This window comes from Jejuia spongiicola (assembly GCF_023502325.1).
In the GTDB taxonomy this organism is placed as follows: Bacteria; Bacteroidota; Bacteroidia; order Flavobacteriales; family Flavobacteriaceae; genus Wocania_A; species Wocania_A spongiicola.
The window spans coordinates 666,938-688,667 of sequence record NZ_JAMFLZ010000002.1 but is presented as its reverse complement, the minus strand read 5'-3'; the positions used below and the strand labels follow the sequence as shown (position 1 = coordinate 688,667).

The 21,730-nt window shown below is 31.3% G+C and carries 20 protein-coding genes; 9 read left to right on the top strand and 11 right to left on the bottom strand.

Features of this window, described 5'->3' with window-relative positions; genetic code table 11:
- The first annotated feature begins 24 nt into the window (after positions 1 to 24).
- Positions 25 to 2,349, top strand: coding sequence for a T9SS type B sorting domain-containing protein (locus tag M3P09_RS06990; protein ID WP_249972553.1), 2,325 nt, complete (start codon positions 25 to 27; stop codon positions 2,347 to 2,349).
- Positions 2,350 to 2,367: 18 nt separating this feature from the next.
- Entirely contained in the window at positions 2,368 to 4,371 is a 2,004-nt protein-coding gene (gene uvrB, locus M3P09_RS06985; protein WP_249972552.1) for an excinuclease ABC subunit UvrB, read from the top strand.
- A 68-nt stretch (positions 4,372 to 4,439) separates the two neighbouring features.
- Here uvrB and M3P09_RS06980 read toward each other — a convergent pair whose 3' ends face one another.
- Complete coding sequence (locus M3P09_RS06980) at positions 4,440 to 4,853, bottom strand: hypothetical protein (protein ID WP_099565457.1); 414 nt, start codon at positions 4,851 to 4,853, stop codon at positions 4,440 to 4,442.
- 368 nt (positions 4,854 to 5,221) lie between these two features.
- On the opposite strand from M3P09_RS06980, the gene M3P09_RS06975 reads away from it, so the two are divergent.
- Positions 5,222 to 5,482, top strand: a complete 261-nt coding sequence (locus M3P09_RS06975; protein ID WP_249972551.1) for a DUF1456 family protein — start codon at positions 5,222 to 5,224, stop codon at positions 5,480 to 5,482.
- 37 nt (positions 5,483 to 5,519) lie between these two features.
- On the opposite strand, the gene sucC is transcribed toward M3P09_RS06975, so the two are convergent.
- Positions 5,520 to 6,710 carry an ADP-forming succinate--CoA ligase subunit beta gene (gene sucC / locus M3P09_RS06970; protein ID WP_099565459.1) on the bottom strand — a complete coding sequence of 397 codons (1,191 nt, stop codon included), beginning with the start codon at positions 6,708 to 6,710 and terminating at the stop codon, positions 5,520 to 5,522.
- 202 nt (positions 6,711 to 6,912) lie between these two features.
- Here sucC and lysA point away from each other — a divergent pair, with 202 nt between their 5' ends.
- The 4 genes from lysA (at position 6,913) to M3P09_RS06950 (ending at position 11,315) form a co-directional block, all read left to right on the top strand.
- The gene (gene lysA / locus M3P09_RS06965; RefSeq protein WP_099565460.1) at positions 6,913 to 8,154 is read left to right on the top strand and encodes a diaminopimelate decarboxylase; all 1,242 of its coding nucleotides are present in this window, start codon (positions 6,913 to 6,915) and stop codon (positions 8,152 to 8,154) included.
- Between the two features lie 132 nt (positions 8,155 to 8,286).
- Positions 8,287 to 9,207: a sterol desaturase family protein gene (locus M3P09_RS06960; protein ID WP_249972550.1), complete on the top strand. Its 921-nt coding sequence runs from the start codon at positions 8,287 to 8,289 to the stop codon at positions 9,205 to 9,207.
- A gap of 97 nt (positions 9,208 to 9,304) precedes the next feature.
- Entirely contained in the window at positions 9,305 to 10,489 is a 1,185-nt protein-coding gene (locus M3P09_RS06955) for an acetyltransferase domain-containing protein (protein ID WP_249972549.1), read from the top strand.
- A gap of 13 nt (positions 10,490 to 10,502) precedes the next feature.
- Complete coding sequence (locus tag M3P09_RS06950) at positions 10,503 to 11,315, top strand: M23 family metallopeptidase (RefSeq protein WP_284041129.1); 813 nt, start codon at positions 10,503 to 10,505, stop codon at positions 11,313 to 11,315.
- A gap of 3 nt (positions 11,316 to 11,318) precedes the next feature.
- On the opposite strand, the gene M3P09_RS06945 is transcribed toward M3P09_RS06950, so the two are convergent.
- The 4 genes from M3P09_RS06945 to M3P09_RS06930 all read right to left on the bottom strand — a co-directional run bounded on the left by M3P09_RS06945 (position 11,319) and on the right by M3P09_RS06930 (position 14,580).
- Positions 11,319 to 11,888 carry a hypothetical protein gene (locus M3P09_RS06945; RefSeq protein WP_249972548.1) on the bottom strand — a complete coding sequence of 190 codons (570 nt, stop codon included), beginning with the start codon at positions 11,886 to 11,888 and terminating at the stop codon, positions 11,319 to 11,321.
- Position 11,889: 1 nt separating this feature from the next.
- Positions 11,890 to 12,213: a hypothetical protein gene (locus M3P09_RS06940; protein WP_249972547.1), complete on the bottom strand. Its 324-nt coding sequence runs from the start codon at positions 12,211 to 12,213 to the stop codon at positions 11,890 to 11,892.
- A gap of 8 nt (positions 12,214 to 12,221) precedes the next feature.
- Positions 12,222 to 13,634: a M20/M25/M40 family metallo-hydrolase gene (locus M3P09_RS06935; RefSeq protein ID WP_099565466.1), complete on the bottom strand. Its 1,413-nt coding sequence runs from the start codon at positions 13,632 to 13,634 to the stop codon at positions 12,222 to 12,224.
- Between the two features lie 67 nt (positions 13,635 to 13,701).
- A complete protein-coding gene (locus M3P09_RS06930; protein WP_249972546.1) occupies positions 13,702 to 14,580 on the bottom strand; it encodes a PPK2 family polyphosphate kinase in 879 nt (292 codons plus the stop codon).
- A 139-nt stretch (positions 14,581 to 14,719) separates the two neighbouring features.
- On the opposite strand from M3P09_RS06930, the gene M3P09_RS06925 reads away from it, so the two are divergent.
- Positions 14,720 to 15,223: a flavodoxin family protein gene (locus M3P09_RS06925; protein ID WP_249972545.1), complete on the top strand. Its 504-nt coding sequence runs from the start codon at positions 14,720 to 14,722 to the stop codon at positions 15,221 to 15,223.
- A gap of 82 nt (positions 15,224 to 15,305) precedes the next feature.
- A complete protein-coding gene (locus tag M3P09_RS06920; RefSeq protein WP_249972544.1) occupies positions 15,306 to 16,055 on the top strand; it encodes a hypothetical protein in 750 nt (249 codons plus the stop codon).
- 46 nt (positions 16,056 to 16,101) lie between these two features.
- Here M3P09_RS06920 and M3P09_RS06915 read toward each other — a convergent pair whose 3' ends face one another.
- The 5 genes from M3P09_RS06915 to dnaJ form a co-directional block, all read right to left on the bottom strand.
- A complete protein-coding gene (locus tag M3P09_RS06915; protein ID WP_099565470.1) occupies positions 16,102 to 17,265 on the bottom strand; it encodes a sigma-54-dependent transcriptional regulator in 1,164 nt (387 codons plus the stop codon).
- A gap of 10 nt (positions 17,266 to 17,275) precedes the next feature.
- A complete protein-coding gene (locus M3P09_RS06910; RefSeq protein ID WP_099565471.1) occupies positions 17,276 to 18,100 on the bottom strand; it encodes a mechanosensitive ion channel family protein in 825 nt (274 codons plus the stop codon).
- Position 18,101: 1 nt separating this feature from the next.
- Positions 18,102 to 19,409: an ABC transporter permease gene (locus M3P09_RS06905; protein WP_099565472.1), complete on the bottom strand. Its 1,308-nt coding sequence runs from the start codon at positions 19,407 to 19,409 to the stop codon at positions 18,102 to 18,104.
- Positions 19,410 to 19,412: 3 nt separating this feature from the next.
- Entirely contained in the window at positions 19,413 to 20,339 is a 927-nt protein-coding gene (locus tag M3P09_RS06900) for an ABC transporter ATP-binding protein (RefSeq protein WP_249972543.1), read from the bottom strand.
- A 260-nt stretch (positions 20,340 to 20,599) separates the two neighbouring features.
- Positions 20,600 to 21,721, bottom strand: a complete 1,122-nt coding sequence (gene dnaJ / locus M3P09_RS06895; protein WP_249972542.1) for a molecular chaperone DnaJ — start codon at positions 21,719 to 21,721, stop codon at positions 20,600 to 20,602.
- Between the last annotated feature and the right edge of the window lie 9 nt (positions 21,722 to 21,730).

Sequence of the window (21,730 nt, the reverse complement as noted above, 5' to 3'; positions counted from 1 at the left end):
TAAAAGTATTTATACATACTATATATGAAATACTTCATATACTTATTTTGCTTTTTATTCAGCAATTATCTAATTGCTCAAAACATACAGGTAGATAGTCAATCCTACACCCCACAGCAACTTATTGAAGATATATTAATAGATAGTAATTGTATTAGTAATGTAGTAGTTACAAATGTTGTTGGTGGCAATTTTGGTGGAACAGAACAAAGCTATGGCTACTTTAATGCCAATGGTTCAACATTTCCTTTTCAGAGTGGAATAGTTTTAAGTACAGGACGTTTAAGCAATGTTGAAGGACCAAATACAACCTTAAGTGATGATGATGCTAATAATTGGGGAGGAGATAATGATTTAGAAACTGTTTTAAATGAAAGTAATACACATAATGCTACCATTATAGAATTTGAATTTACATCAGTAGCTAATTTAGTAAGTTTTAAATACCTTTTTGCTTCAGAAGAGTATCAACAAGGAAATCCAAACACCTGTCAATTTTCAGATTTATTTGGCTTTTTAATCCGTGAAGTATCTGACCAAGTTTACACAAATATTGCATTAATTCCAGATACACAAATACCAGTTAAAGTAACTACGGTACACCCAGATATTCCTAATGGTTGCCCAGCTCAAAACGAAAGTTATTTTGGAGGTTGGAATAATTCTAATGCTCCTATTAATTTTAATGGTCAAACCGTCGTTCTTACTGCTACCGCTAATGTTTTACCAGGACAAACCTATCATGTAAAATTAGTAATTGCAGATCAACAAAATTTCAGGTATGACTCAGCCGTATTTCTTGAAGCTGGAAGTTTTCGTTTAAATACTGTTTTGGGCCCAAATAGATTAATATCTACAAATAATGCTCTATGTGAAAATGAAAGTCTTGAGCTAAATGCATCACAAATTGGGGCAGCATCTTACAGATGGTTTTTTAATGATGTAGAGCAAATAGGAAGTAATAACGAAACTTTTAATGTTACTCAAGCCGGAAAATATAATGTTGAAGTTACCTTAAACAACAACTGTTTATCTTATGGAGAAATACTAGTTGAATATGTTCAAAACCCAATTGTCTCTAATACGAGTATTATTGAATGTGATAGTGATCAAGATGGATTAACAACATATAACTTATTTAATGCAGTTCAAGACATTACAAACGGAGACCCATCATGGTCAGTTCAAAATTTCTTTTTAACAGCTCTAGAAGCTCAACAAAATTCTAATGAAATACCAAACCCGTCAGCATTCCAAAATACCATACCACAACAAACCGTTTATATTAGGCTAGAATATGCGTTCAAATGTTTTTCTATTGCAGAAATAGTTTTAGATACTTCAAACAATACTATAAACATTCCTGCTTATGATATTTGTGATGATGACATCATTGATGGCTTTTCAGTATTTAACACCAATGATTTAATATCTTATATAGAGCCTTCGGTTCCAAACGGGTCAACAATAACTTTTTATATAAGCGAACAAGATGCATTAAGTGAATCAAATGCAATAAGTGAAAATTACACTAACACAACTCCTAATAATGATACTCTCTTTGTGAAAGTAGAAAACAACGGAAGCTGTTATGCTATAAGTACCATTGATTTAAATGTGATTTTCACACCATCGTTATTGGCAAACGAATCTCAGTTTTATTGTCTCAATACATTTCCAACGGGCATTGAGTTATATGCAGGCGTTTTAAATGATGACCCAAACAACTATACGTATCAATGGTTTTTAAATAATCAGCAAATAAATAATACAACTGCTATTATCAATATAAACGAAACTGGGACTTATACTGTAATGGTAACCCATCTAAACGGATGCACTTCATCTCGAGAAATTACTGTTGTACCATCTAACATAGCTACCATAAACAACGTTACGGTTTTAGAAGCGTCATTGAACAATTCTATTACAGTAAATGTATCTGGCGAAGGACAATACCTATTTGCCTTAGACTCTCAAATATATAACGATAGTAATGTGTTTACTAATGTTAAAGCTGGGTTTCACACTGTGTATGTGTTTGATAATAATGGTTGTGGAATAGTGTCACAATTAGTATCAGTTTTAGGGTTTCCAAAATACTTTACGCCGAATAATGATGGCTATAACGACACTTGGAAGCCTTTTGGTGTAGACGCTCAATTTAATTCAGACATTAAAATAATTGTATTTAATCGATATGGGAAATTATTGAAAAGCATTAGCCCCTTGGAAGCCGGATGGGATGGAACTTTTAACGGATCTAAGCTTCCAAATGATGATTATTGGTATAAAGTTATTTTTCCTGACGGAAAAGAATATCGTGGACATTTTGCTCTAGTTAGGTAATTGCTTTAGATTTGTAAAATGCAATTCAAAATTGATTCAGAATTCGACCCTACTGGTGATCAACCACAAGCTATAAAGCAATTAGTTGATGGCATAAATACAGAAGAAAAATATCAAACCTTACTTGGTGTTACTGGTTCTGGTAAAACCTTTACTGTTGCAAATGTAATTGAAAAAGTACAACGCCCAACTTTAGTTTTAGCACATAACAAGACACTCGCAGCTCAACTATATTCAGAGTTTAAGCAATTTTTTCCAGATAACGCAGTCGAGTATTTTGTATCGTATTACGATTATTATCAACCTGAAGCTTACATTCCTGTTTCTGGTGTATATATAGAAAAGGATTTATCCATAAATGAAGAAATTGAGAAGATGCGTTTAAGTACTACATCTTCCCTACTCTCTGGTCGTCGTGATGTTTTAGTTGTTGCATCAGTATCTTGTTTATACGGTATAGGTAACCCTGTAGAGTTTCAAAAAAATGTAATCACACTTAAAAGAGATCAGATAATTTCACGAACCAAATTATTGCATCAATTAGTACAAAGTTTATACTCGCGTACTGAAGGCGAATTTAATCATGGTAATTTTAGAATAAAAGGAGACACAGTTGATATTTTTCCAAGCTATGCAGATGATGCTTTTAGAATTCACTTTTTTGGTGATGAAATTGAAGATATAGAGTCTTTTAATATTCAAACAAATGCTATTGTTGAAAAATATGATCGCCTAACCATTTATCCTGCCAATATGTTTGTAACATCTCCTGAAGTTTTACAAGGCGCCATAAAAGATATTCAAGATGATTTAGTTAAACAACATGATTATTTTAAAGAAATAGGAAAGCATTTAGAAGCAAAACGTTTGAAAGAGCGAACCGAATTTGATTTAGAAATGATACGCGAATTAGGATATTGTTCGGGTATTGAAAACTATTCGCGCTATCTGGATGGAAGACAACCAGGAACAAGACCATTCTGTTTGTTAGATTATTTTCCAGATGACTATTTAATGGTTGTAGATGAGAGTCATGTAACCATTTCTCAAGTACATGCAATGTATGGCGGAGACAGAAGTAGAAAAGAAAACTTAGTAGAGTATGGTTTTAGGTTGCCTGCAGCAATGGATAATCGTCCACTAAAATTTGAGGAATTTGAAGCATTGCAAAATCAAGTTATTTATGTAAGTGCAACACCAGCCGATTATGAGTTACAAAAAACAGATGGTATTTATGTTGAGCAAGTAATACGTCCAACTGGTTTATTAGACCCTATTATTGAGGTAAGACCAAGTTTAAATCAGATTGATGATTTAATTGAAGAAATTCAGCAACGCGTAGAAAAAGACGAGCGTACTTTAGTAACAACCCTTACTAAAAGAATGGCAGAGGAATTAACTAAATACTTAGATAGAATTCAAATACGATGCCGTTACATTCATAGTGATGTAGATACTCTAGAGCGGGTTGAAATTATGCAAGATTTGCGCAAAGGGCTATTTGATGTTTTAGTAGGTGTAAATTTACTTCGTGAAGGTTTAGACTTGCCCGAGGTATCTCTTGTAGCTATTTTAGATGCCGATAAAGAAGGTTTTTTACGCTCTGCAAGATCACTTACTCAAACCGTTGGTAGAGCCGCTAGAAATCTAAACGGAAAAGCTATTATGTATGCTGATAAGATTACTAAAAGTATGCAAAAAACAATTGACGAAACAGAATATAGGCGCGAAAAACAAATTGCATACAATACTAAGCATAAAATGACGCCTAAGGCATTAAATAAAAGCTTAGACAATGCTTTATCAAAAAATTCAATAAGCACCTACAGTTATGAACTTGAAGCGGCTAAAGCTGCCGAACCAGAAAGCGAGTATTTAAGTAAACCTGAACTGGAAAAGAAAATTAGAGAAAAACGCAAGCTTATGGAAGCAGCAGCAAAAGCATTAGACTTTATTATAGCTGCCAAATTGCGAGACGAGATTAAAAATTACCAAAATAAACTAGAAAAGCTAAAAGTTTAAACTTTTAGCTTTTCCATAACCCAAATATGGGCTTAATAACACAAATAATTAAACTTAGCAGATAAATTTTAATTATACTGTGTTTTAAAAATATCTATTAATACATCAGGCGGTACTATTTTGTTAGGAAAACTTTCCATTAGGTATAAAACTTTGGTTATCGATTCATGACTCAATCCCATTCGAAGTCCAAAATTATAAAGCTTTATAACACCAGCAGAATTATTTTCTCCACCATATTCCTGCTCAATATTCATTAATAAAACTAATCTATGAAACTGAACAATACGCTCACTATGCGATTTTAAATGAGTATACGAAACAGGGTGCTCAATTAAATAATCAAAATCTTCACGAGAAATATCTAGTTGTTTAGCTACGCCCAACAAAAAATTATACTCTATATTTTTTATGTCTTTATCATATTTTGCAAACGCAATCATTTCAGATAAAAGACTCAATTTTTCTACTCTATTAACCATGTCATTAAAGGGATAAATTAATTACATTATAAAGGTACGCAGAAGAGTACTTTAATAATCGTGGATATAATGTATCTTATCGAAAAGTTAGACGTTTTTAATCGAAGATTTTAATTATTTCATCACAGACGTTATTTTTTTATCCGATTTTTAAGTAACACATAGAGATCAAAAACATATAAACAAAAACACAAATAAATCATAACACCCTTTAAATCAATATTTTAAACTAGTGTTTTTCATATCGGTTATCTAATTTTAAAATCAATAATTAAAGTATCTTTATCAAAAATTAAAAAACGCCAGAGAATAGTAACCGTAAAAGTGAAATCGACGAAAGGCACTAATAGAATTTACAAATAAAATGTATGACAAATAACGATATTTTAAAAAAGTTACGAGTAGCATTAAAATTAAGAGATGATGATATTGTAAAGATTTTAAGTCTTGTAGATTTTAGAATTTCCAAAAGTGAGCTTGGAGCTTTTTTTAGAAGAGAAGATCATCCCAAATATATGGAGTGTGGAGATCAAATCTTAAGAAACTTTTTAAATGGGTTGGTTATACATCTGCGTGGACCAATGCCCAAAAAGGGTGAAAACAAAGTACAAAAAAAGAGCAACAGATAAAGTTGCTCTTTTTTTGTTATATAATAAATTTAATTTATCAAGCTAAAACTTGCTGTACTTTATCTGCAGCTTCTTGGAATTCTGTAGCACTCATTACATCTAAACCAGAACTGTCTATTAGCTCTTTAGCTATATCTGCATTTGTACCTTGTAAACGAACAATAATTGGTACGTTGATATTACCCATGTTTTTGTAAGCATCAATAACGCCTTGTGCCACTCGGTCACAGCGAACAATACCACCAAAAATATTGATTAAAATAGCTTTTACAGCTGGGTCTTTTAATATAATTTTAAATGCAGCTTCTACGCGAGCTGCATCAGCAGTACCTCCTACATCTAAAAAGTTTGCTGGTTCTCCACCTGCTTGCTTAATTAAATCCATAGTAGCCATAGCCAAACCAGCTCCGTTTACCATACAGCCTACATTTCCATCTAAATCAACATAGTTTAAACCTAATTCGCCAGCCTCAACTTCAATAGCGCTTTCTTCACGTATATCACGCAAATCAACATAATTTTTATGTCTGTATAATGCATTATCATCAATAGTAACTTTTGCATCAACTGCCATTATCTTATTATCACTAGTTTTTAAAACAGGGTTAATTTCAAATAAAGATGAATCCGATTTTACATAAGCTGTATAAAGATTAGTAACAAACTTTGTCATTTCTTTAAAGGCCAATCCAGATAGTCCTAAATTGAATGCTACTCGTCTTGCCTGAAAAGGCATTAAACCAACAGAAGGATCAACTTCTTCTGTAAATATTAAATGTGGTGTTTCTTCTGCTACAGTTTCTATATCCATACCTCCTTCAGTAGAATACATTATCATGTTACGTCCAGTACCTCTATTTAATAATACTGACATGTAAAACTCATTTGTTTCACTCTCTCCAGGATAATATACATCCTCAGCAACTAAAACCTGATGTACTTTTTTACCCTCGGCAGATGTTTGAGGTGTAATTAAGTTCATCCCAATAATTTGCCCTGCAATAGTTTCAACCTCTTGTAAGTTTTTAGCAAGTTTTACGCCACCACCTTTACCACGTCCACCTGCATGAACTTGTGCTTTAATAACATGCCAACCTGTACCTGTCTCTTGTGTTAATTGCTTCGCTGCAGCAACTGCCTCTTGTGCATTTTGAGCAACAATTCCGCGTTGTATACGCACTCCGAAAGTACTTAATATTTCTTTACCTTGATATTCGTGTAAATTCATAACTTGCTTAATAGTTTAAGATGCGCAAATGTAAATAATAGCTATTAATTACGCTAATATTTTATTTAAGAATGAAAGAAATAAAAATTGAAATATTCAAATTGTTAATTATTTAACAATTTGTTTAATTTGATTAATTTTGAAATTATAAATTTTATTTTGAAAAGTAAAGGAATACATTTGAAAAAAATATAGTTACATAATGACAAATGATCGCTTATTAAAAATAGCAAAAAACTACGGGAGCCCTGTATATGTTTATGATGCTGAAAAAATATCATCACAATACAAACGTTTAACTAATGCGTTTAAGAGTGTAAAAACTTTAAAAATAAATTATGCAGTAAAAGCTTTATCTAATATTTCTATATTAAAACTATTTAAAACATTGGGTTCAGGAATAGATACAGTATCTATTCAAGAAGTTCAACTTGGTTTAGCGGCTGGTTTTTTACCTGAACAAATCATTTATACTCCAAATGGAGTCTCGCTAACTGAAATTGAGGAAGCAGCAAAATTAGGTATTCAAATAAATATTGATAATCTAGCTATTTTAGAACAATTCGGTACAAAGCACCCCAATGTTCCTGTTTGTATTCGTATTAATCCGCATGTAATGGCTGGTGGTAATAGTAATATTTCTGTGGGGCATATTGACTCGAAGTTTGGTATTTCAATACACCAAATTCCACATTTGCTACGAATAGTTGAAAACACAAAAATGACTATTAATGGTATACATATGCATACCGGCAGCGATATTTTAGACATTGATGTATTTCTATATGCCAGTGAAATATTATTTGAAACTGCTAAGCAATTTAAAAATCTAGATTTTATAGATTTTGGATCTGGTTTTAAAGTACCATACAAAGTTGGAGATATTGAAACTAACATTGAAGAGTTAGGTAAAAAATTATCATTTAGATTTAATCAGTTTTGTAAAGATTATGGCAAAGAATTGACCTTAGCGTTTGAACCTGGTAAGTTTTTGGTGAGTGAGTCTGGTACTTTTTTAGCTACTGTAAATGCAGTAAAACAAACCACATCTACTGTATTTGCTCAAATTGATTCTGGATTTAATCATCTAATAAGACCTATGTTTTATGGTTCTCATCATGATATTATAAATATTTCAAATCCAAATGGTCGAGAACGTTTTTATACTGTAGTTGGATATATATGTGAAACAGATACTTTTGGGAACAATAGACGTATTAATGAAATTAACGAAGGAGATATTTTATGCTTTAAAAATGCAGGCGCTTATTGTTTTTCAATGGCTAGCAATTACAATTCGCGTTATAGACCGGCAGAGGTTTTATGGTATAATAAAAAAGCGCATTTAATTAGAAAAAGAGAAACATTTGAAGATATTTTGAAAAATCAAGTAGAAGTTGATTTTACTGAAATAAAAGAAAAAGAAGTAGTCACAGCAAAATAAGAGATTTTAAATAAAACCAATTCCTGTATTAACTCGTTAGAGCTGATACAGGATTTTTATTTTTAAAGAATTCCAAGAAATACTAATAAAGAACAAAAAATCGTTCTATTTTTGGTTAACAAATTTTCTTAAATGACTTTTACAAATCCATTAGTATATGGAGTTCCTTGTTTTCTTGGTTTTATTTTACTTGAATTATCATATAGTAAACACCATAAAAAAAGAAAAAAATTATATAACCGAAAAGATTTAGTTGCTAGTATAACAATGGGAGTTGGCTCTACTATTCTAGCCCCACTTACAAAAACAATAGCAGCCATTGTTCTTTTTAATTATGTTTATGAAATTTTTAACCCAGAAATAGATGGGATTCGTACCAACATTATGGGTTGGGAATCTTTCGGGTATGCTTGGTATGTATGGCTAGTTTGTCAATTATTAGATGATTTTAGTTATTATTGGTTTCATAGACAAAATCATAATGTGAGATTCCTTTGGGCAGCTCATATAGTTCATCATTCTTCAAACCATTTTAATTTAGGCACTGCTGTACGAAATGGTTGGTTTACAATTTTTTACAAACCCTTTTTCTATATATGGATTCCTGCTCTTGGCTTTCCTCCAGAAATGCTTGTAGTTTGTTTAGGTATTGAAGCGCTATGGCAGTTTCAATTACATACAGTATACATCCCTAAAATGGGGATTATAGAGAAAATATTTAATACACATACTATGCATCAAGTACATCATGCACAAAATTTGGAATACATGGACAAAAATCATGGAGGGTTTTTAAATATTTTTGATAAAATTTTTGGAACATGGAAAGAGCTAGATCACTCGATAGATATAAAATATGGTGTTTCTCACCCGCCTAATTCATATAATCCATTAGTTATTTTAACTCATGAGTATAAAGATATTTGGAATGATATGAAAAAGTCTAAAAATTGGTATCACAAATTCATGTACGCTTTTGCTGCTCCTGGGTGGAGTCATGATGGTAGTACATTTACTATTAAACAACAACAGAGATTGTTTAACAAAAAATAAAAACCTTACTATCTTGCCTATTTAAAAGCGATTACATACTTTTAAAAAATACCCCTAAGTCTTTAAGACAAAAAATACCTGATTTAATATAAGACTTATGCAAATAAAATCAACAAGAATACAATCTATAGATATTTTAAGAGGTGTTGTTATGGTAATTATGGCATTAGACCATGTTAGAGATTATTTTCATTATGGCTCCTTTTTTACTGATCCAACAAATATAGAAACAACCACACCTTTTTTATTTTTTACAAGGTTTATAACACATTATTGTGCCCCTGTCTTTATTTTTTTAGCAGGAACGTCAGCATTTTTATATGGTAATAAAAAAACTAAGCCTAAGCTTTTTAAATTTTTGTTTACAAGAGGTCTATGGTTAATATTACTTGAAATAGTATTAAACAACATCATTTGGTGGTTCGATTTGTCTTATGGTTTTATTGCTCTACAAGTTATTTGGGCCATAGGTTTAAGTATGGTTATTCTTTCTTTATTAATATATATTCCTAAAAAAGCATTATTAGTTATAGGAATAGTTTTAATAACCGGTCATAATCTATTAGACGGAATAATATTAGAAGGCACCAGTTTTAAATCTATAATTTGGTACATATTACACCAACAGCAATTTTTAGTGTTAAGCCAAAACCAAATGATTGCTTTTGCATACCCAATAATACCTTGGGTAGGCTTAATAGTTTTAGGCTATTGCTTTGGAAGTCTTTATACTAAAGGGTTTGATATTAAAATTAGGAAAAAATATTTATTAACTATTGGCCTAAGTTGTATTATTCTTTTCTTTATTTTAAGAGGGTTAAATATTTATGGAGATCTAGTGCCATGGTCAATTCAAGATACTTCTACCAAAACTATAATTTCATTTTTTGATGTAACTAAATATCCACCATCTCTTCTATATTTATTAATAACTATTGGACCTGCTTTATTATTTTTGTTTGGTATTGAAAAAGTAAAAAATAAAATCACTAACTTCTTTTTAGTATTCGGAAGAGTACCATTATTTTATTATTTCCTTCATGTTTTAGTAATACATATTGCTGCGATAATAGGTTTACTATTAATTGGAGATGATTGGCAAAAAATGATATTAGATGTCAATGCATGGAATACAGGTAGTTTAGCGTCTGGTTATGGGTATTCACTTTTTACGGTATACCTAATTTGGATTGGTGTTATAGCACTACTCTATTTCCCTTCTAAAAAGTATATGATATATAAAGCTAATAATAAAGATAAATGGTGGTTAAGTTACTTGTAAAAGTTTTAAATTTATGAGGCAAATAGCATTCTCGATAACCTTATTGTTTTTTATCAAAGTTAGCCATGGTCAAACCATAGAAACTCAAAAAATAATTGATCAAGATTCGTTAAGAATAGATTTTATAAACCCGTTTCTATGTGCAGTTGAATTTTATATAGCTCCAATTGATTCAGTAAAACAAAATTTTAAATTTAATAAGCATTTTATTATACAAGCTAAAGATACTTGTTTTAGTGCTTTAAAACTTCCTTTATCAATAGTAAAGGACACTTCTAAGGTTAATATTACTAAGTTTATTAAACTAAAAGGTACTCTGGGTGATCCAAATAAAATTAAACCAAATTATAGATATCAATACACACTTCCATATCAAAAAGGAAAATCATATAAAATAGTTCAAACCTTTGGAGGTAAATTTTCGCACAATATAAAAAATTCAAAATACGCTATCGATTTTGGGTTGCAAATTGGAGATACAATTACGGCTGCAAGAAATGGCATTGTTCTTTTTGTAAAAGAAGACTCAAAAAAACACGGAAAAACTCGAAAGTATATAGACTTTGCAAACAGAATAAAAATTTTACATAATGACGGAACCATTGCGGACTATGTACACCTTGATTATAATGGTGTATTAGTTAAGGTTGGTGATTATATAACTACTGGCCAACCAATAGGTATTTCTGGGTTAACGGGTTTTACAAAAGGGCCGCATTTACATTTTGTAGTATTTAAAGAAAGAAGTATATCCATTCCTATTATTTTTAAAGATTATAAAAATAAAACCTTAAAAAAGCATGAATACTATAAAAGAAGAAAATAATAGTTACTCTCTTAACTTACCATTAAAAACACTTACTTTAGAATTAAAAGGATTCCCAGAAGCCCTACGAAGCATAACAACTTGTCCACAATGCCAAATTGCGTCTGCTATTGGCCCATTAATATTATTCCAAAATGGATATTCTTTCTCACCAAAAACTATTTTATATTGAGACATGTCGTCTGCCTTTCTCATAATATCAGCAGCTGTTTTTATATTATTCAAAGTTAATCTACGCTTCTCTTCAAAAGTCATCTCAGGATTTTCACCTCTTATATTAGGTTTATTTAAAGTAGCATTTACAATGACTTTAGATAAGCCAAAAATATGATCAATAGTTTCTGCACTTGTACGCCCAGATTCACTAGGCTTATAATTTAAATCTTTGTCTGTTAATCCTTGTGTTGCCCAATAATAACGGAACCCTAAACCATCAATCATTCTAGCTGCAACTGCTCCTGCTGTATAGGTTTCTGGATAATCAGGAATTTGATAATAAGGTAACTTTTCTTCATTTTGCGCCATAACAAAAGAGGCAAACATTAAGGTTAGTAATACAGTAACTTTTTTCATTTTATTTTGGTTCTAGTGACATTACATAATCGTAACTTTCGTTTAAATATATAGCGACATTGTCTAAATTTTCAAGCATAAAGTCAGGTATTAACACATAACCTTTCATTACAGCTCCGTAAGATTTATATATTGAAGATTTAAACTCTTTTATATATTTTTCTTGAGTTTCTTTTGAAAATCTAATTCCAATCTCACAGTCTTTATTAAACAGTGAAAACATATAGCCATTAGCCGATGTGTAAGGCATAGTCTTTCCTTTTCTTTTAAATCTATTACATTTACTAACTAAGGCATCGTATACTTTTAACTTTTCTTCCCACATATATGAAACTAATTTTTAATAGCCTTTTGATTAGGAATAGGGTTTACTCCATATTTATCAAACAAATACACCAAAGCAGTCATAGTAGCTGCTCCTAATTCTAACTCTCTTTTGTTAACATGCTCAAACGTGTCATTACTAGCGTGATGATGATCAAAATAACGTTGAGAATCTGGGCGCAAGCCTGCAAGTACTACAGCATCAGTTTTTAGCGGTCCAATATCAGCGCCTCCATAACCTTTTTCAAAATAATGAATTAAATAAGGTTTAAATAAAGGTTTCCAATTTAGCACTTGATTAAAATTGGCATCACTACAATCAAAACTAAATCCTCGTGGTGTAAAGCCACCAGCATCACTCTCAAGAGCAAAAACATGATTTTCATTTTTCTTCTTTGCAATTTCAGCATACTTATTTCCTCCTCTTAAACCATTTTCCTCATTCATAAATAATACGGCTCTAATGCTACGCTTTGGTTTTATTCCAGATGCTTTCAATAATCTTAAAACGTCCATTGATTGCACAACACCGGCGCCATCATCATGCGATCCATCTCCCAAATCCCACGAGTCTAAATGACCGCCTACAATCATATATTCGTTTGGAAATTCACTTCCTGTAATTTCGCCTATTACATTATAAGACAATACATCTTTAAACTGCTTACAACTTTGCTTAAAATAAAATTTTATAGACTTATCTAACTCTAACATAGTGCTTAATAACTCTGCATCATTAGTACTTATGGCTGCAGAAGGAATACGTTTTTCAACAGGGATATTATCATAAGTCATACTTCCTGTATGAGGTAAATCGTCTAACCTTAAGTTCATAGACCTTACAATTACACCTACTGCACCATATTTTGTTGCTTCAACTGCACCAGAATAGCGTTGATTTACGCAACCGCCGTAAGCTTCAAATGTGCTAATTAAATCCGGTTGCATTGGTCTGTTATAAAAAACTATTTTTCCTTCAACATTTTCTTTTCCTAGTTCTTTTAATTCATCAAAACTTTTAACCTCAACAATATTAGCTTTTAAACCCAACGCTTTTGTAGCAACAGAACCTCCTAAAGCACAAATATTTACGGTTGTTGTTTTTCCTGGTTCAGTTTCAATATAAGCATATTCTTTGGCTCCTCGCACCCACTTTGGTACCATAACGGGTTGTAGCCAAACCTTATCTAAACCTATTTTTTCAAGCTCCTCTTTGGTATATGCTACTGCTTTTTCAGCATTTAAAGAACCTGATAATCTGCCTCCAATTTGATTCGATAAATGATTTAACCAATCATAACTTTTTCCATTTGTTAAAGATTGGGTATAAATTTCTCTTAAAACTTTTTCGTCTGTTTGCGAGTTTGATTGAAATGATAATAAAATAACGAAAAGAAAAACTAAGGGCCTTTGGTAAATCATAAATACTTTTTGGTTTTAAATATACTTCATAATATTTCCATAATTTCTAAAAAAAATCATAAAAGTATTATTCATTATTTAATTGTTGTTTGTACAGCTCTATGTTAGCCTTAATATCATCATCCAATTCTGGTTCTTTTATATCTGTATAATCTTTTAAGGTATCATACATTATTTTTGCAACAATGTAACGTGCTGTAGGTTTATTATCGGCAGGAATATTATACCAAGGCGCGTGTGGTTTTGATGTTCTATTTATAGCATCTTCATAACATTCTTGATATTTGTCCCAAAGTTTACGCTCTTTTAAATCGCCTGCTGAAAATTTCCAATTTTTCTCCTTTTTGTTTAAACGACGAAGTAATCTACTTTTTTGTTCTTCTTTAGAAAGATTCATAAAAAACTTAAAAATGATGGTTCCATTATCGGTAATGTGCTTTTCAAAATTGTTTATTTGTTCAAAACGCTTATCCCAAAAGGCATCATCAATATCATCAATAGTATTTACAGTTGGTATATTTTCGCCTAAAATATAACCGGGATGCACTCTTGTTACTAATACATTCTCGTAATGCGTTCTATTAAAAACACCAAATTTGCCACGTGCTGGAAGTGCAATGTAATGCCTCCATATGTAATCGTGCTTTAATTCTAATTCGGTAGGTACTTTAAAACTGTGTACCACAACTCCGCGAGCATTAAAATCTTTAAAAACTTCTCGTATTAAACTATCTTTTCCTGATGTATCCATGCCTTGCAAACAAACTAGCACTGCATATTTATTATGAGCATACATGGTGTCTTGAAGTTTTCCTAGCTTTCTCCTAACGGAACGTAACTCGTCTTTTACTTCATCATCAGTAACTTCTAAATTAAACTTGGTAGCTTGTTTTGAAATATTAATTTTTGAAGTGATTTTAAAATCGTTTATATGAATAGTTTTCAAAATATATGGTATTTATTATTGCATTTAAATATATAAAAATGAAATCGATTTTTTCTTTGTTATCATTATTTGTTTCTATTATGTTTTCCTTTTTATACTCAAACAATTACGTTAATTCGTATAATTAAAATAAAAGAAAATGAATAAAACTATTATTATACAAGGAAGCGCGAGACCAAAAGGAGATACAAATACTATAGTAAATTATATAGCATTAAAAAAAGGATACGATGTTATTGATTTGTATTCGAAAAATATTGGGCATTACGATTATAATTACAAAAATGAAGGCGATGATTTTTTACCATTGATTTCAAATATTATAGAAAATTACGATACTATAATTTTTGTAACACCAGTATATTGGTATACTATGAGTGGCCATATGAAAGTGTTTTTTGATAGAATTTCAGATTTAATAAGAATACATAAAGATACTGGTAGGAAGTTACGTGGTAAAAACATGGCTATGATAAGTAGTAGCAACAGCAATGATGTTGTTTCTGGATTTAATATCCCTTTCGTTGAATCTGCAAACTATTTAGGTATGAATTACTTAGGAGATATCCATGTTTGGGTTGAAAATGATAATATTCCTGCTAAAGTAAAAGGTATTATAGATGATTTTATTGAAAAAAAATAAATGCATAATTTCGATAAACCGCTTAGTAATACTTTAGTTTTTAATATATTCGTTGCACCTACTTAAAATTAACCCAAATCCAATGAAAAACTATTACTTACTTTTATTTCTGATTATTACATTAAACTTTAATGCGCAAACGACCAACTGTGACGAGGCAAATTCTTATTTAGTAAATGCCTATTCGCATGTTAAAGATGCTTATGAAGCAAACAACACAAGCCATTTAAAATATTATGCCAATAGATCTGTAGAAGCTTTTAAACTTTCTAAAAAAACACTAAAAGACTGTGGTTGCAATACGGCATTAAATTTAGCTGATAAAAGTATAGATTTATTAGCAAAAGTTGAAAATACTGAAACATATGAAGATGGTCGGTTTTTTGTAAAACGTGCTAGAGAAACTGCCAAAGAAAGTGTTATTGAGATTGACAAGTGTTCGTATTCTAACAATTCTGATATTGCTAAATCTGATGAAAACACTGAGCTTTCAAATTTGCAAAACGAACAACTAGCATTAAAAAAGCAGCAGGAAGCCTTAAAACTTAAAGAGGAACAAATAAAAAATAAATTAGCTCAACAAAAAGAAAAAGAGTTAACAAATAAAAAAGCACAATTAATTCTTTCTTATGAAAATGCTATTGCTGCAAACATAAAAGCATATAATCATGCTCTAAAAGTCTGCGGTTATAACCATAATCAACAAAAAAAAACAATCTCACCAACAGATATGTCTGCAAAAAGTATGGAAGCAATTAAGAGCTATTATATAAAAAGTCTAAAAATATTAGCATCAAATTACATAGAAGAACTAAACTCGTGCGACAAATAAGGTATTAAAAAACAAACCCTTGAAATTATTTCAAGGGCTTGTTTTTTTATTTGCTCGCAAACATCTTTACGTCTGTTTCGCTTACATCTTTTCCTCCAAGAATAATTAATCGTTCTATAACATTACGAAGCTCTCGAATATTACCTGTCCAATCATAATCTTGCAATAACTTTACAGCTTTATCCGAAAATGTTTTTTTAACAGTACCTTGCTCGCTAGCAATTTTACTGGAAAAATAATTGATAAGTAAAGGGATATCATCACGCCTATCATTTAAAGCAGGAACTTGTATTAAAATAACAGCTAGTCTATGATACAAATCTTCTCGGAAGTTTCCTTCTTTAATCTCCTTTTTCAAATCTTTATTGGTTGCTGCAACTACTCGTACATTTACCTTTATATCTTTATCACTACCTACTCGTTGAATACGGCTTTCTTGTAAAGCTCTTAACACCTTAGCCTGTGCAGAAAGACTCATATCTCCAATTTCATCTAAAAAAATAGTACCACCATTAGCCGCTTCAAACTTACCTGCTCTATCTTTATTAGCACTTGTAAAAGCTCCTTTGACATGTCCAAACAGCTCACTTTCAATAAGTTCGCTTGGTATTGCAGCACAATTAACTTCTATCATAGGGCCTTTTGAGCGATCACTTTTTTGATGTAACCAATGTGCTACCAATTCTTTTCCTGTACCGTTTGGGCCAGTAATAAGTACTCGTGCATCAGTTGGCGCAACTTTTTCTATAATATCTTTTATATGAGTTATCGCTTTGCTTTCTCCTATCATTTGAAAATTCTTGCTTACTTTCTTTTTAAGCAATTTGTTTTCAACTACCAGCTCTTTTCTGTCTAAAGCGTTTCTAACTGTATTTAGTAACCTGTTTAAATCTGGCGGTTTTGATATATAATCAAAAGCCCCTAAACGCATTGTATTAACTGCTGTATCTAAATCACCATGACCAGAAATCATAACCATTGGTATTTCTGGTTTAATTTTTTTGGTAGCTTCCAGAACTTCAACACCATCCATTTTTGGCATTTTTATGTCGCAAAGTACCAAATCAAAGTCGTCATTTTTTATTTTTTCAACACCAACCAATCCATCTTCGGCTTCTTCAACTTGATAAGTATCGTTTTCTTCTGAAAGAATTTTTACCAAAACCCTTCTTATGGCTGCTTCATCTTCTATTATTAATATTTTAGGCATATTTTTAACTTTATTTTTGAATAATATGTACGTCTCGTTGTGGAAAAGGAATACTAATATTGTTTTCTTTAAACAATCTATCTATCTCAAATCGCATATCACTTTGCGGTATAAGAGCCTGAAAGCTATCATTTAATGTAAAAATCAATTTAAACATTAAAGCACTGTCTCCAAAATTAGTAAAAACAACTAACGGTTCTGGTTTCTTAACAACTGCCGGATGATTATTTGCTACTTGCAACAAAATTTCTTTTACTAGCTGTATGTCACTACCGTATGCTACACCTACCTCAACACTTTCTCTAGTAGTTGTTCCGTTTTCGGTCCAATTATATAAACTGTTTGTTAAATATAAATGATTAGGAATTATTAATACTTTATTATCTATTGTTACAGCACGCGTTGTTCTTAACTTAATCTCTTCTACTCTACCAATTTTTCCGTCTAATTCAATAATATCGCCTACATGTACAGATTGATCTATAAGTATAAAAACGCCAGATATTATATCCATAAATAATGTTTGGAGCGCTAAACCAACACCTACTAATAATGCCGCAGAAGCAGCAAAAATAGCAGTTACTTGCACTCCAGAATTATGGAGTGTCATTAATAGAATAATAACATAAATAAACCATTTACTATAAGAAAAAAGCGAGACAAACTTCACTTTATCTTGCTGTGGTAGCTTTCTAGTAACAACCTTTCGTATTAACTTTAATATAAACGCTGTTAGTATTAAAGCCAATATTACAACCAGTATTGTTTTTACATCAATATGAATATTTTCGCTAAAACTAAATGTGTGATTTAATATGTCTTTTAGTTCTTCCATTTTAATACTTAATCCACTTTATTAACTCTTTATAACTTGGTTTTTTTCCATACATTAAAATACCGACTCTGTATATTTTTGCTGCAAACCAAACGGTTAGCATAAAGGTACCAATTAATAACAATAATGATACCAATTGTTGCCACAGAGGTACTCCAAAAGGAATACGCATTAACATCACAACCGGCGAAGTGAAAGGTATAAACGAAAATACAGTTGACACGGTGCCATGCGGGTCTTCAATAACTGTAAAAATCCCAATATAAACTGCAAGAATTAGGGGCATTAAAATTGGCAACATAAATTGCTGAGTATCTGTTTCATTATCTACTGCTGCTCCAATAGCTGCGTAAAGCGAACTATATAATAGGTAACCGCTTATAAAAAATAATATAAAAGCAACAATTAAATTAGCAATTGGCAAATGATAAAATGCAGTAATAACATCTTGAACTTGCATGTTTACTTCTGGATTTTCCATAGCTTGTTGCATCATATCTTGCTGTGGAGATTGTGCCATATCTATTCCAAAAATAGCAGATACTATTGTCATTAAAACACCTCCTAAAATTAACCAAATTATAAATTGTGTAATACCTGCCAACGATGTACCTATAATTTTACCAAGCATTAATTGAACTGGTTTTACAGACGATATAATAACCTCAATAATTCTACTCGTTTTTTCTTCAATAACACTACGCATAATCATATTACCATAAATAATAATAAACATGAATAATAAATATCCAGCTAGCCCACCAAAAATAAGTTTAACAACACTGTCAATTTTAGATGTTTTTTCGCCCTCAAAACTTTCTTGGGCAAGGTTTATATTAATTTTTGAGGCCTTAATCATTTCAACATCTACACCTTTTTGTCGAAGTTTTATATTTGTAAGCTTTTTTTCAATTTTTGATTCTAAGCTAGAAATTAGCGTAAGTGAAGGAGATTCTTCAGAATAAAACTTAATATGTTTTGATAGCACATCAATATCATCAAATTTTTCAATATGAAGTAAGCCATAATTGGATGTTTCCTTAACAATAGCTTTTGCATCATCTAAATTCATATTCTCTAAAATATGATAAGTAGTGTTGTCAGAATCTTTAAAAACTTCTTTTACAATTCCAGATTCATCTAATACAGAAATAACTCGTGTTTTATTGTTGTTTAACTGCGATAAATATGCAACGACAGAGATAAGTGCTATCATAATAATAGGACTTAAAATCGTCATAATTATAAATGATTTATTCTTAACTTTTGTTAAATATTCGCGCTTTATTATAAGTGGTAAATGATTCATAAATTAATTATTCTTTACTGTTTGAATAAAAATATCGTTAACGCTAGGTATTAATTCAACAAAGTGAGACATTTCTCCTTTTGTTGTTAAATACGATAAAAACTCATTGGGTTTATCACTGTCATTAAGCTTTATATTCAACTTCAATTCATTATCTAAGGTTTTAAAATTAGCACTTGAAACACTAAACTTCTCAGACAATTCTTGATGCAAAGCAGTATTGCTATCTGTTTTTATACCAACCTCATATGTGTTGGTTTTATATTGGCGCTTAACATCAACTAATTTACCATCTAAAATTTTGTTTGATTTATGTATTAACGCAATATCATCACACAATTCTTCAACAGATTCCATACGATGTGTTGAAAAAATGATAGTAGCACCATTGTCTCGTAAACGTAAAATTTCGTCTTTAATTAAATTGGCATTTATTGGGTCGAACCCAGAAAAAGGTTCATCAAAAATTAACAGCTTTGGTTCGTGTAACACTGTTACAACAAACTGTATTTTTTGAGCCATCCCTTTAGATAATTCTTGAATTTTTTTATTCCACCAATCGCCTATTTCTAAACGGTCAAACCAGTATTTTAATCGTGTTTTAGCTTCAGATTTACTGAGCCCCTTTAATTGCGCTAAATACAAAGCTTGTTCGCCTACTTTCATAGATTTATACAACCCACGTTCTTCTGGTAGATAGCCAATATCTTTTATATGATTTTCGTTAAGTAATTCACCATCCAAATGTACCGTACCAGTATCGGGCATAGTTATTTGGTTAATGATTCGTATAAGCGTTGTTTTTCCAGCACCATTAGGTCCCAACAACCCAAAAATACTGCCTTTAGGGACTTCAATTGAAACGTTGTTTAATGCTTTAAAATCGCCAAAATTTTTAGAGACCGAATGAGCCACTAATAGATTATTCATTTAAAAATTTTTAGTGTTTAAAAATAAGTATTGTAAATATATTAAATGTTACAACCAACATGTAGAATTAATTGATAAAACATACAGGAATTAGTTTTCAATTAAAAAAACAAAACCCACCCTTAATAAAATTAAGGATGGGAAAAAAATTGCTATGAAAAAGAAAAATTATCACTAAAATAAATTAGTGATAAATCAAATATAGTTTTTTTTTTGCAAATAGAGCCAAAACTATAAGATAACTTCATAATTTTCTATCACTAAGAGAACATGTCTTTTACTTTTTCAAAAAATGATTTATCTGAACTTTCTGGTTTAGGAGAAAAGTGTTCATCATCTCTCATAGTCTCAAAAAATTCTTTCTGTTGTTTATTTAATGTCTTTGGTGTCCATACATTTACATGTACCAAAAGATCTCCTTTCCCGTAACCGTTAATACTTGGTATTCCTTTTCCGCGTAAGCGTAAAATTTTGCCCGATTGTACTCCAGCCTCTACCTTTATTCGTACTTTGCCTGTAACAGTGTCAATCTCTTTTGATGTACCTAAAACGGCATCAGGGTAACTTACATACAAATCGTAGTGTAAATTATCTCCTTCACGCTGTAATGTATCGTGGTCTTCTTCTTCAATAGCAACTAATAAATCACCCGAAATACCATTTCCTGGAGCATCGTTTCCTTTTCCAGAAACTTTAAGTTGCATGCCATCTACAACACCTGCAGGTATTTTAATTGATACTGTTTCTTCAGCAACTTTTAGTCCTTGGGCGTCAGCATCAGCAGGTTTTTTATCAATAGTTTGCCCTGCACCTCCGCAAACGTTACATGGCGCAGAGGTTTGCATTCTTCCTAAAATAGTATTTGTAATACGTGTAACCTGTCCACTTCCATTACATGTCGAGCAGGTTTTGTAAGTTGTTCCTGGAGCTTGAATTTTACGTTTTACTTTTATTTTTTTCTCTACACCATTGGCTATTTCCTCTAGCGTTAGTTTAACTCTTATACGTAAGTTACTGCCTTTAACTCTGCGCTGGCCACTGCCACCGCCAAAACCAGAAAATCCGCCACCACCAAAAGCACCACCAAAAATATCACCAAATTGACTGAATATATCATCCATATTCATTCCGCCGCCGCCAAAACCGCCGCCGCCATTTTCAAAGGCTTGATGACCAAACTGATCGTAACGCGCTTTCTTGTCGCCATCACTCAACACTTCATATGCCTCAGCTGCTTCTTTAAACTTTGCTTCTGCGCCTTTATCATCTGGGTTCTTATCAGGATGAAATTCAATAGCTTTTTTACGGTAAGCCTTTTTTATTTCTGCAGCACTAGCACCTTTACTTACTCCTAATATTTCGTAATAATCTCTTTTAGCCATAATTTTGTT

Coding starts and splice junctions, on each gene's coding strand:
- M3P09_RS06990 (WP_249972553.1), top strand. CDS start 25: ATGAAATACTTCATATACTTATTTTGCTTTTTATTCAGCAATTATCTA.
- uvrB (WP_249972552.1), top strand. CDS start 2,368: ATGCAATTCAAAATTGATTCAGAATTCGACCCTACTGGTGATCAACCA.
- M3P09_RS06980 (WP_099565457.1), bottom strand. CDS start 4,853: ATGGTTAATAGAGTAGAAAAATTGAGTCTTTTATCTGAAATGATTGCG.
- M3P09_RS06975 (WP_249972551.1), top strand. CDS start 5,222: ATGACAAATAACGATATTTTAAAAAAGTTACGAGTAGCATTAAAATTA.
- sucC (WP_099565459.1), bottom strand. CDS start 6,710: ATGAATTTACACGAATATCAAGGTAAAGAAATATTAAGTACTTTCGGA.
- lysA (WP_099565460.1), top strand. CDS start 6,913: ATGACAAATGATCGCTTATTAAAAATAGCAAAAAACTACGGGAGCCCT.
- M3P09_RS06960 (WP_249972550.1), top strand. CDS start 8,287: ATGACTTTTACAAATCCATTAGTATATGGAGTTCCTTGTTTTCTTGGT.
- M3P09_RS06955 (WP_249972549.1), top strand. CDS start 9,305: ATGCAAATAAAATCAACAAGAATACAATCTATAGATATTTTAAGAGGT.
- M3P09_RS06950 (WP_284041129.1), top strand. CDS start 10,503: ATGAGGCAAATAGCATTCTCGATAACCTTATTGTTTTTTATCAAAGTT.
- M3P09_RS06945 (WP_249972548.1), bottom strand. CDS start 11,888: ATGAAAAAAGTTACTGTATTACTAACCTTAATGTTTGCCTCTTTTGTT.
- M3P09_RS06940 (WP_249972547.1), bottom strand. CDS start 12,213: ATGTGGGAAGAAAAGTTAAAAGTATACGATGCCTTAGTTAGTAAATGT.
- M3P09_RS06935 (WP_099565466.1), bottom strand. CDS start 13,634: ATGATTTACCAAAGGCCCTTAGTTTTTCTTTTCGTTATTTTATTATCA.
- M3P09_RS06925 (WP_249972545.1), top strand. CDS start 14,720: ATGAATAAAACTATTATTATACAAGGAAGCGCGAGACCAAAAGGAGAT.
- M3P09_RS06920 (WP_249972544.1), top strand. CDS start 15,306: ATGAAAAACTATTACTTACTTTTATTTCTGATTATTACATTAAACTTT.
- M3P09_RS06915 (WP_099565470.1), bottom strand. CDS start 17,265: ATGCCTAAAATATTAATAATAGAAGATGAAGCAGCCATAAGAAGGGTT.
- M3P09_RS06910 (WP_099565471.1), bottom strand. CDS start 18,100: ATGGAAGAACTAAAAGACATATTAAATCACACATTTAGTTTTAGCGAA.
- M3P09_RS06905 (WP_099565472.1), bottom strand. CDS start 19,409: ATGAATCATTTACCACTTATAATAAAGCGCGAATATTTAACAAAAGTT.
- M3P09_RS06900 (WP_249972543.1), bottom strand. CDS start 20,339: ATGAATAATCTATTAGTGGCTCATTCGGTCTCTAAAAATTTTGGCGAT.
- dnaJ (WP_249972542.1), bottom strand. CDS start 21,721: ATGGCTAAAAGAGATTATTACGAAATATTAGGAGTAAGTAAAGGTGCT.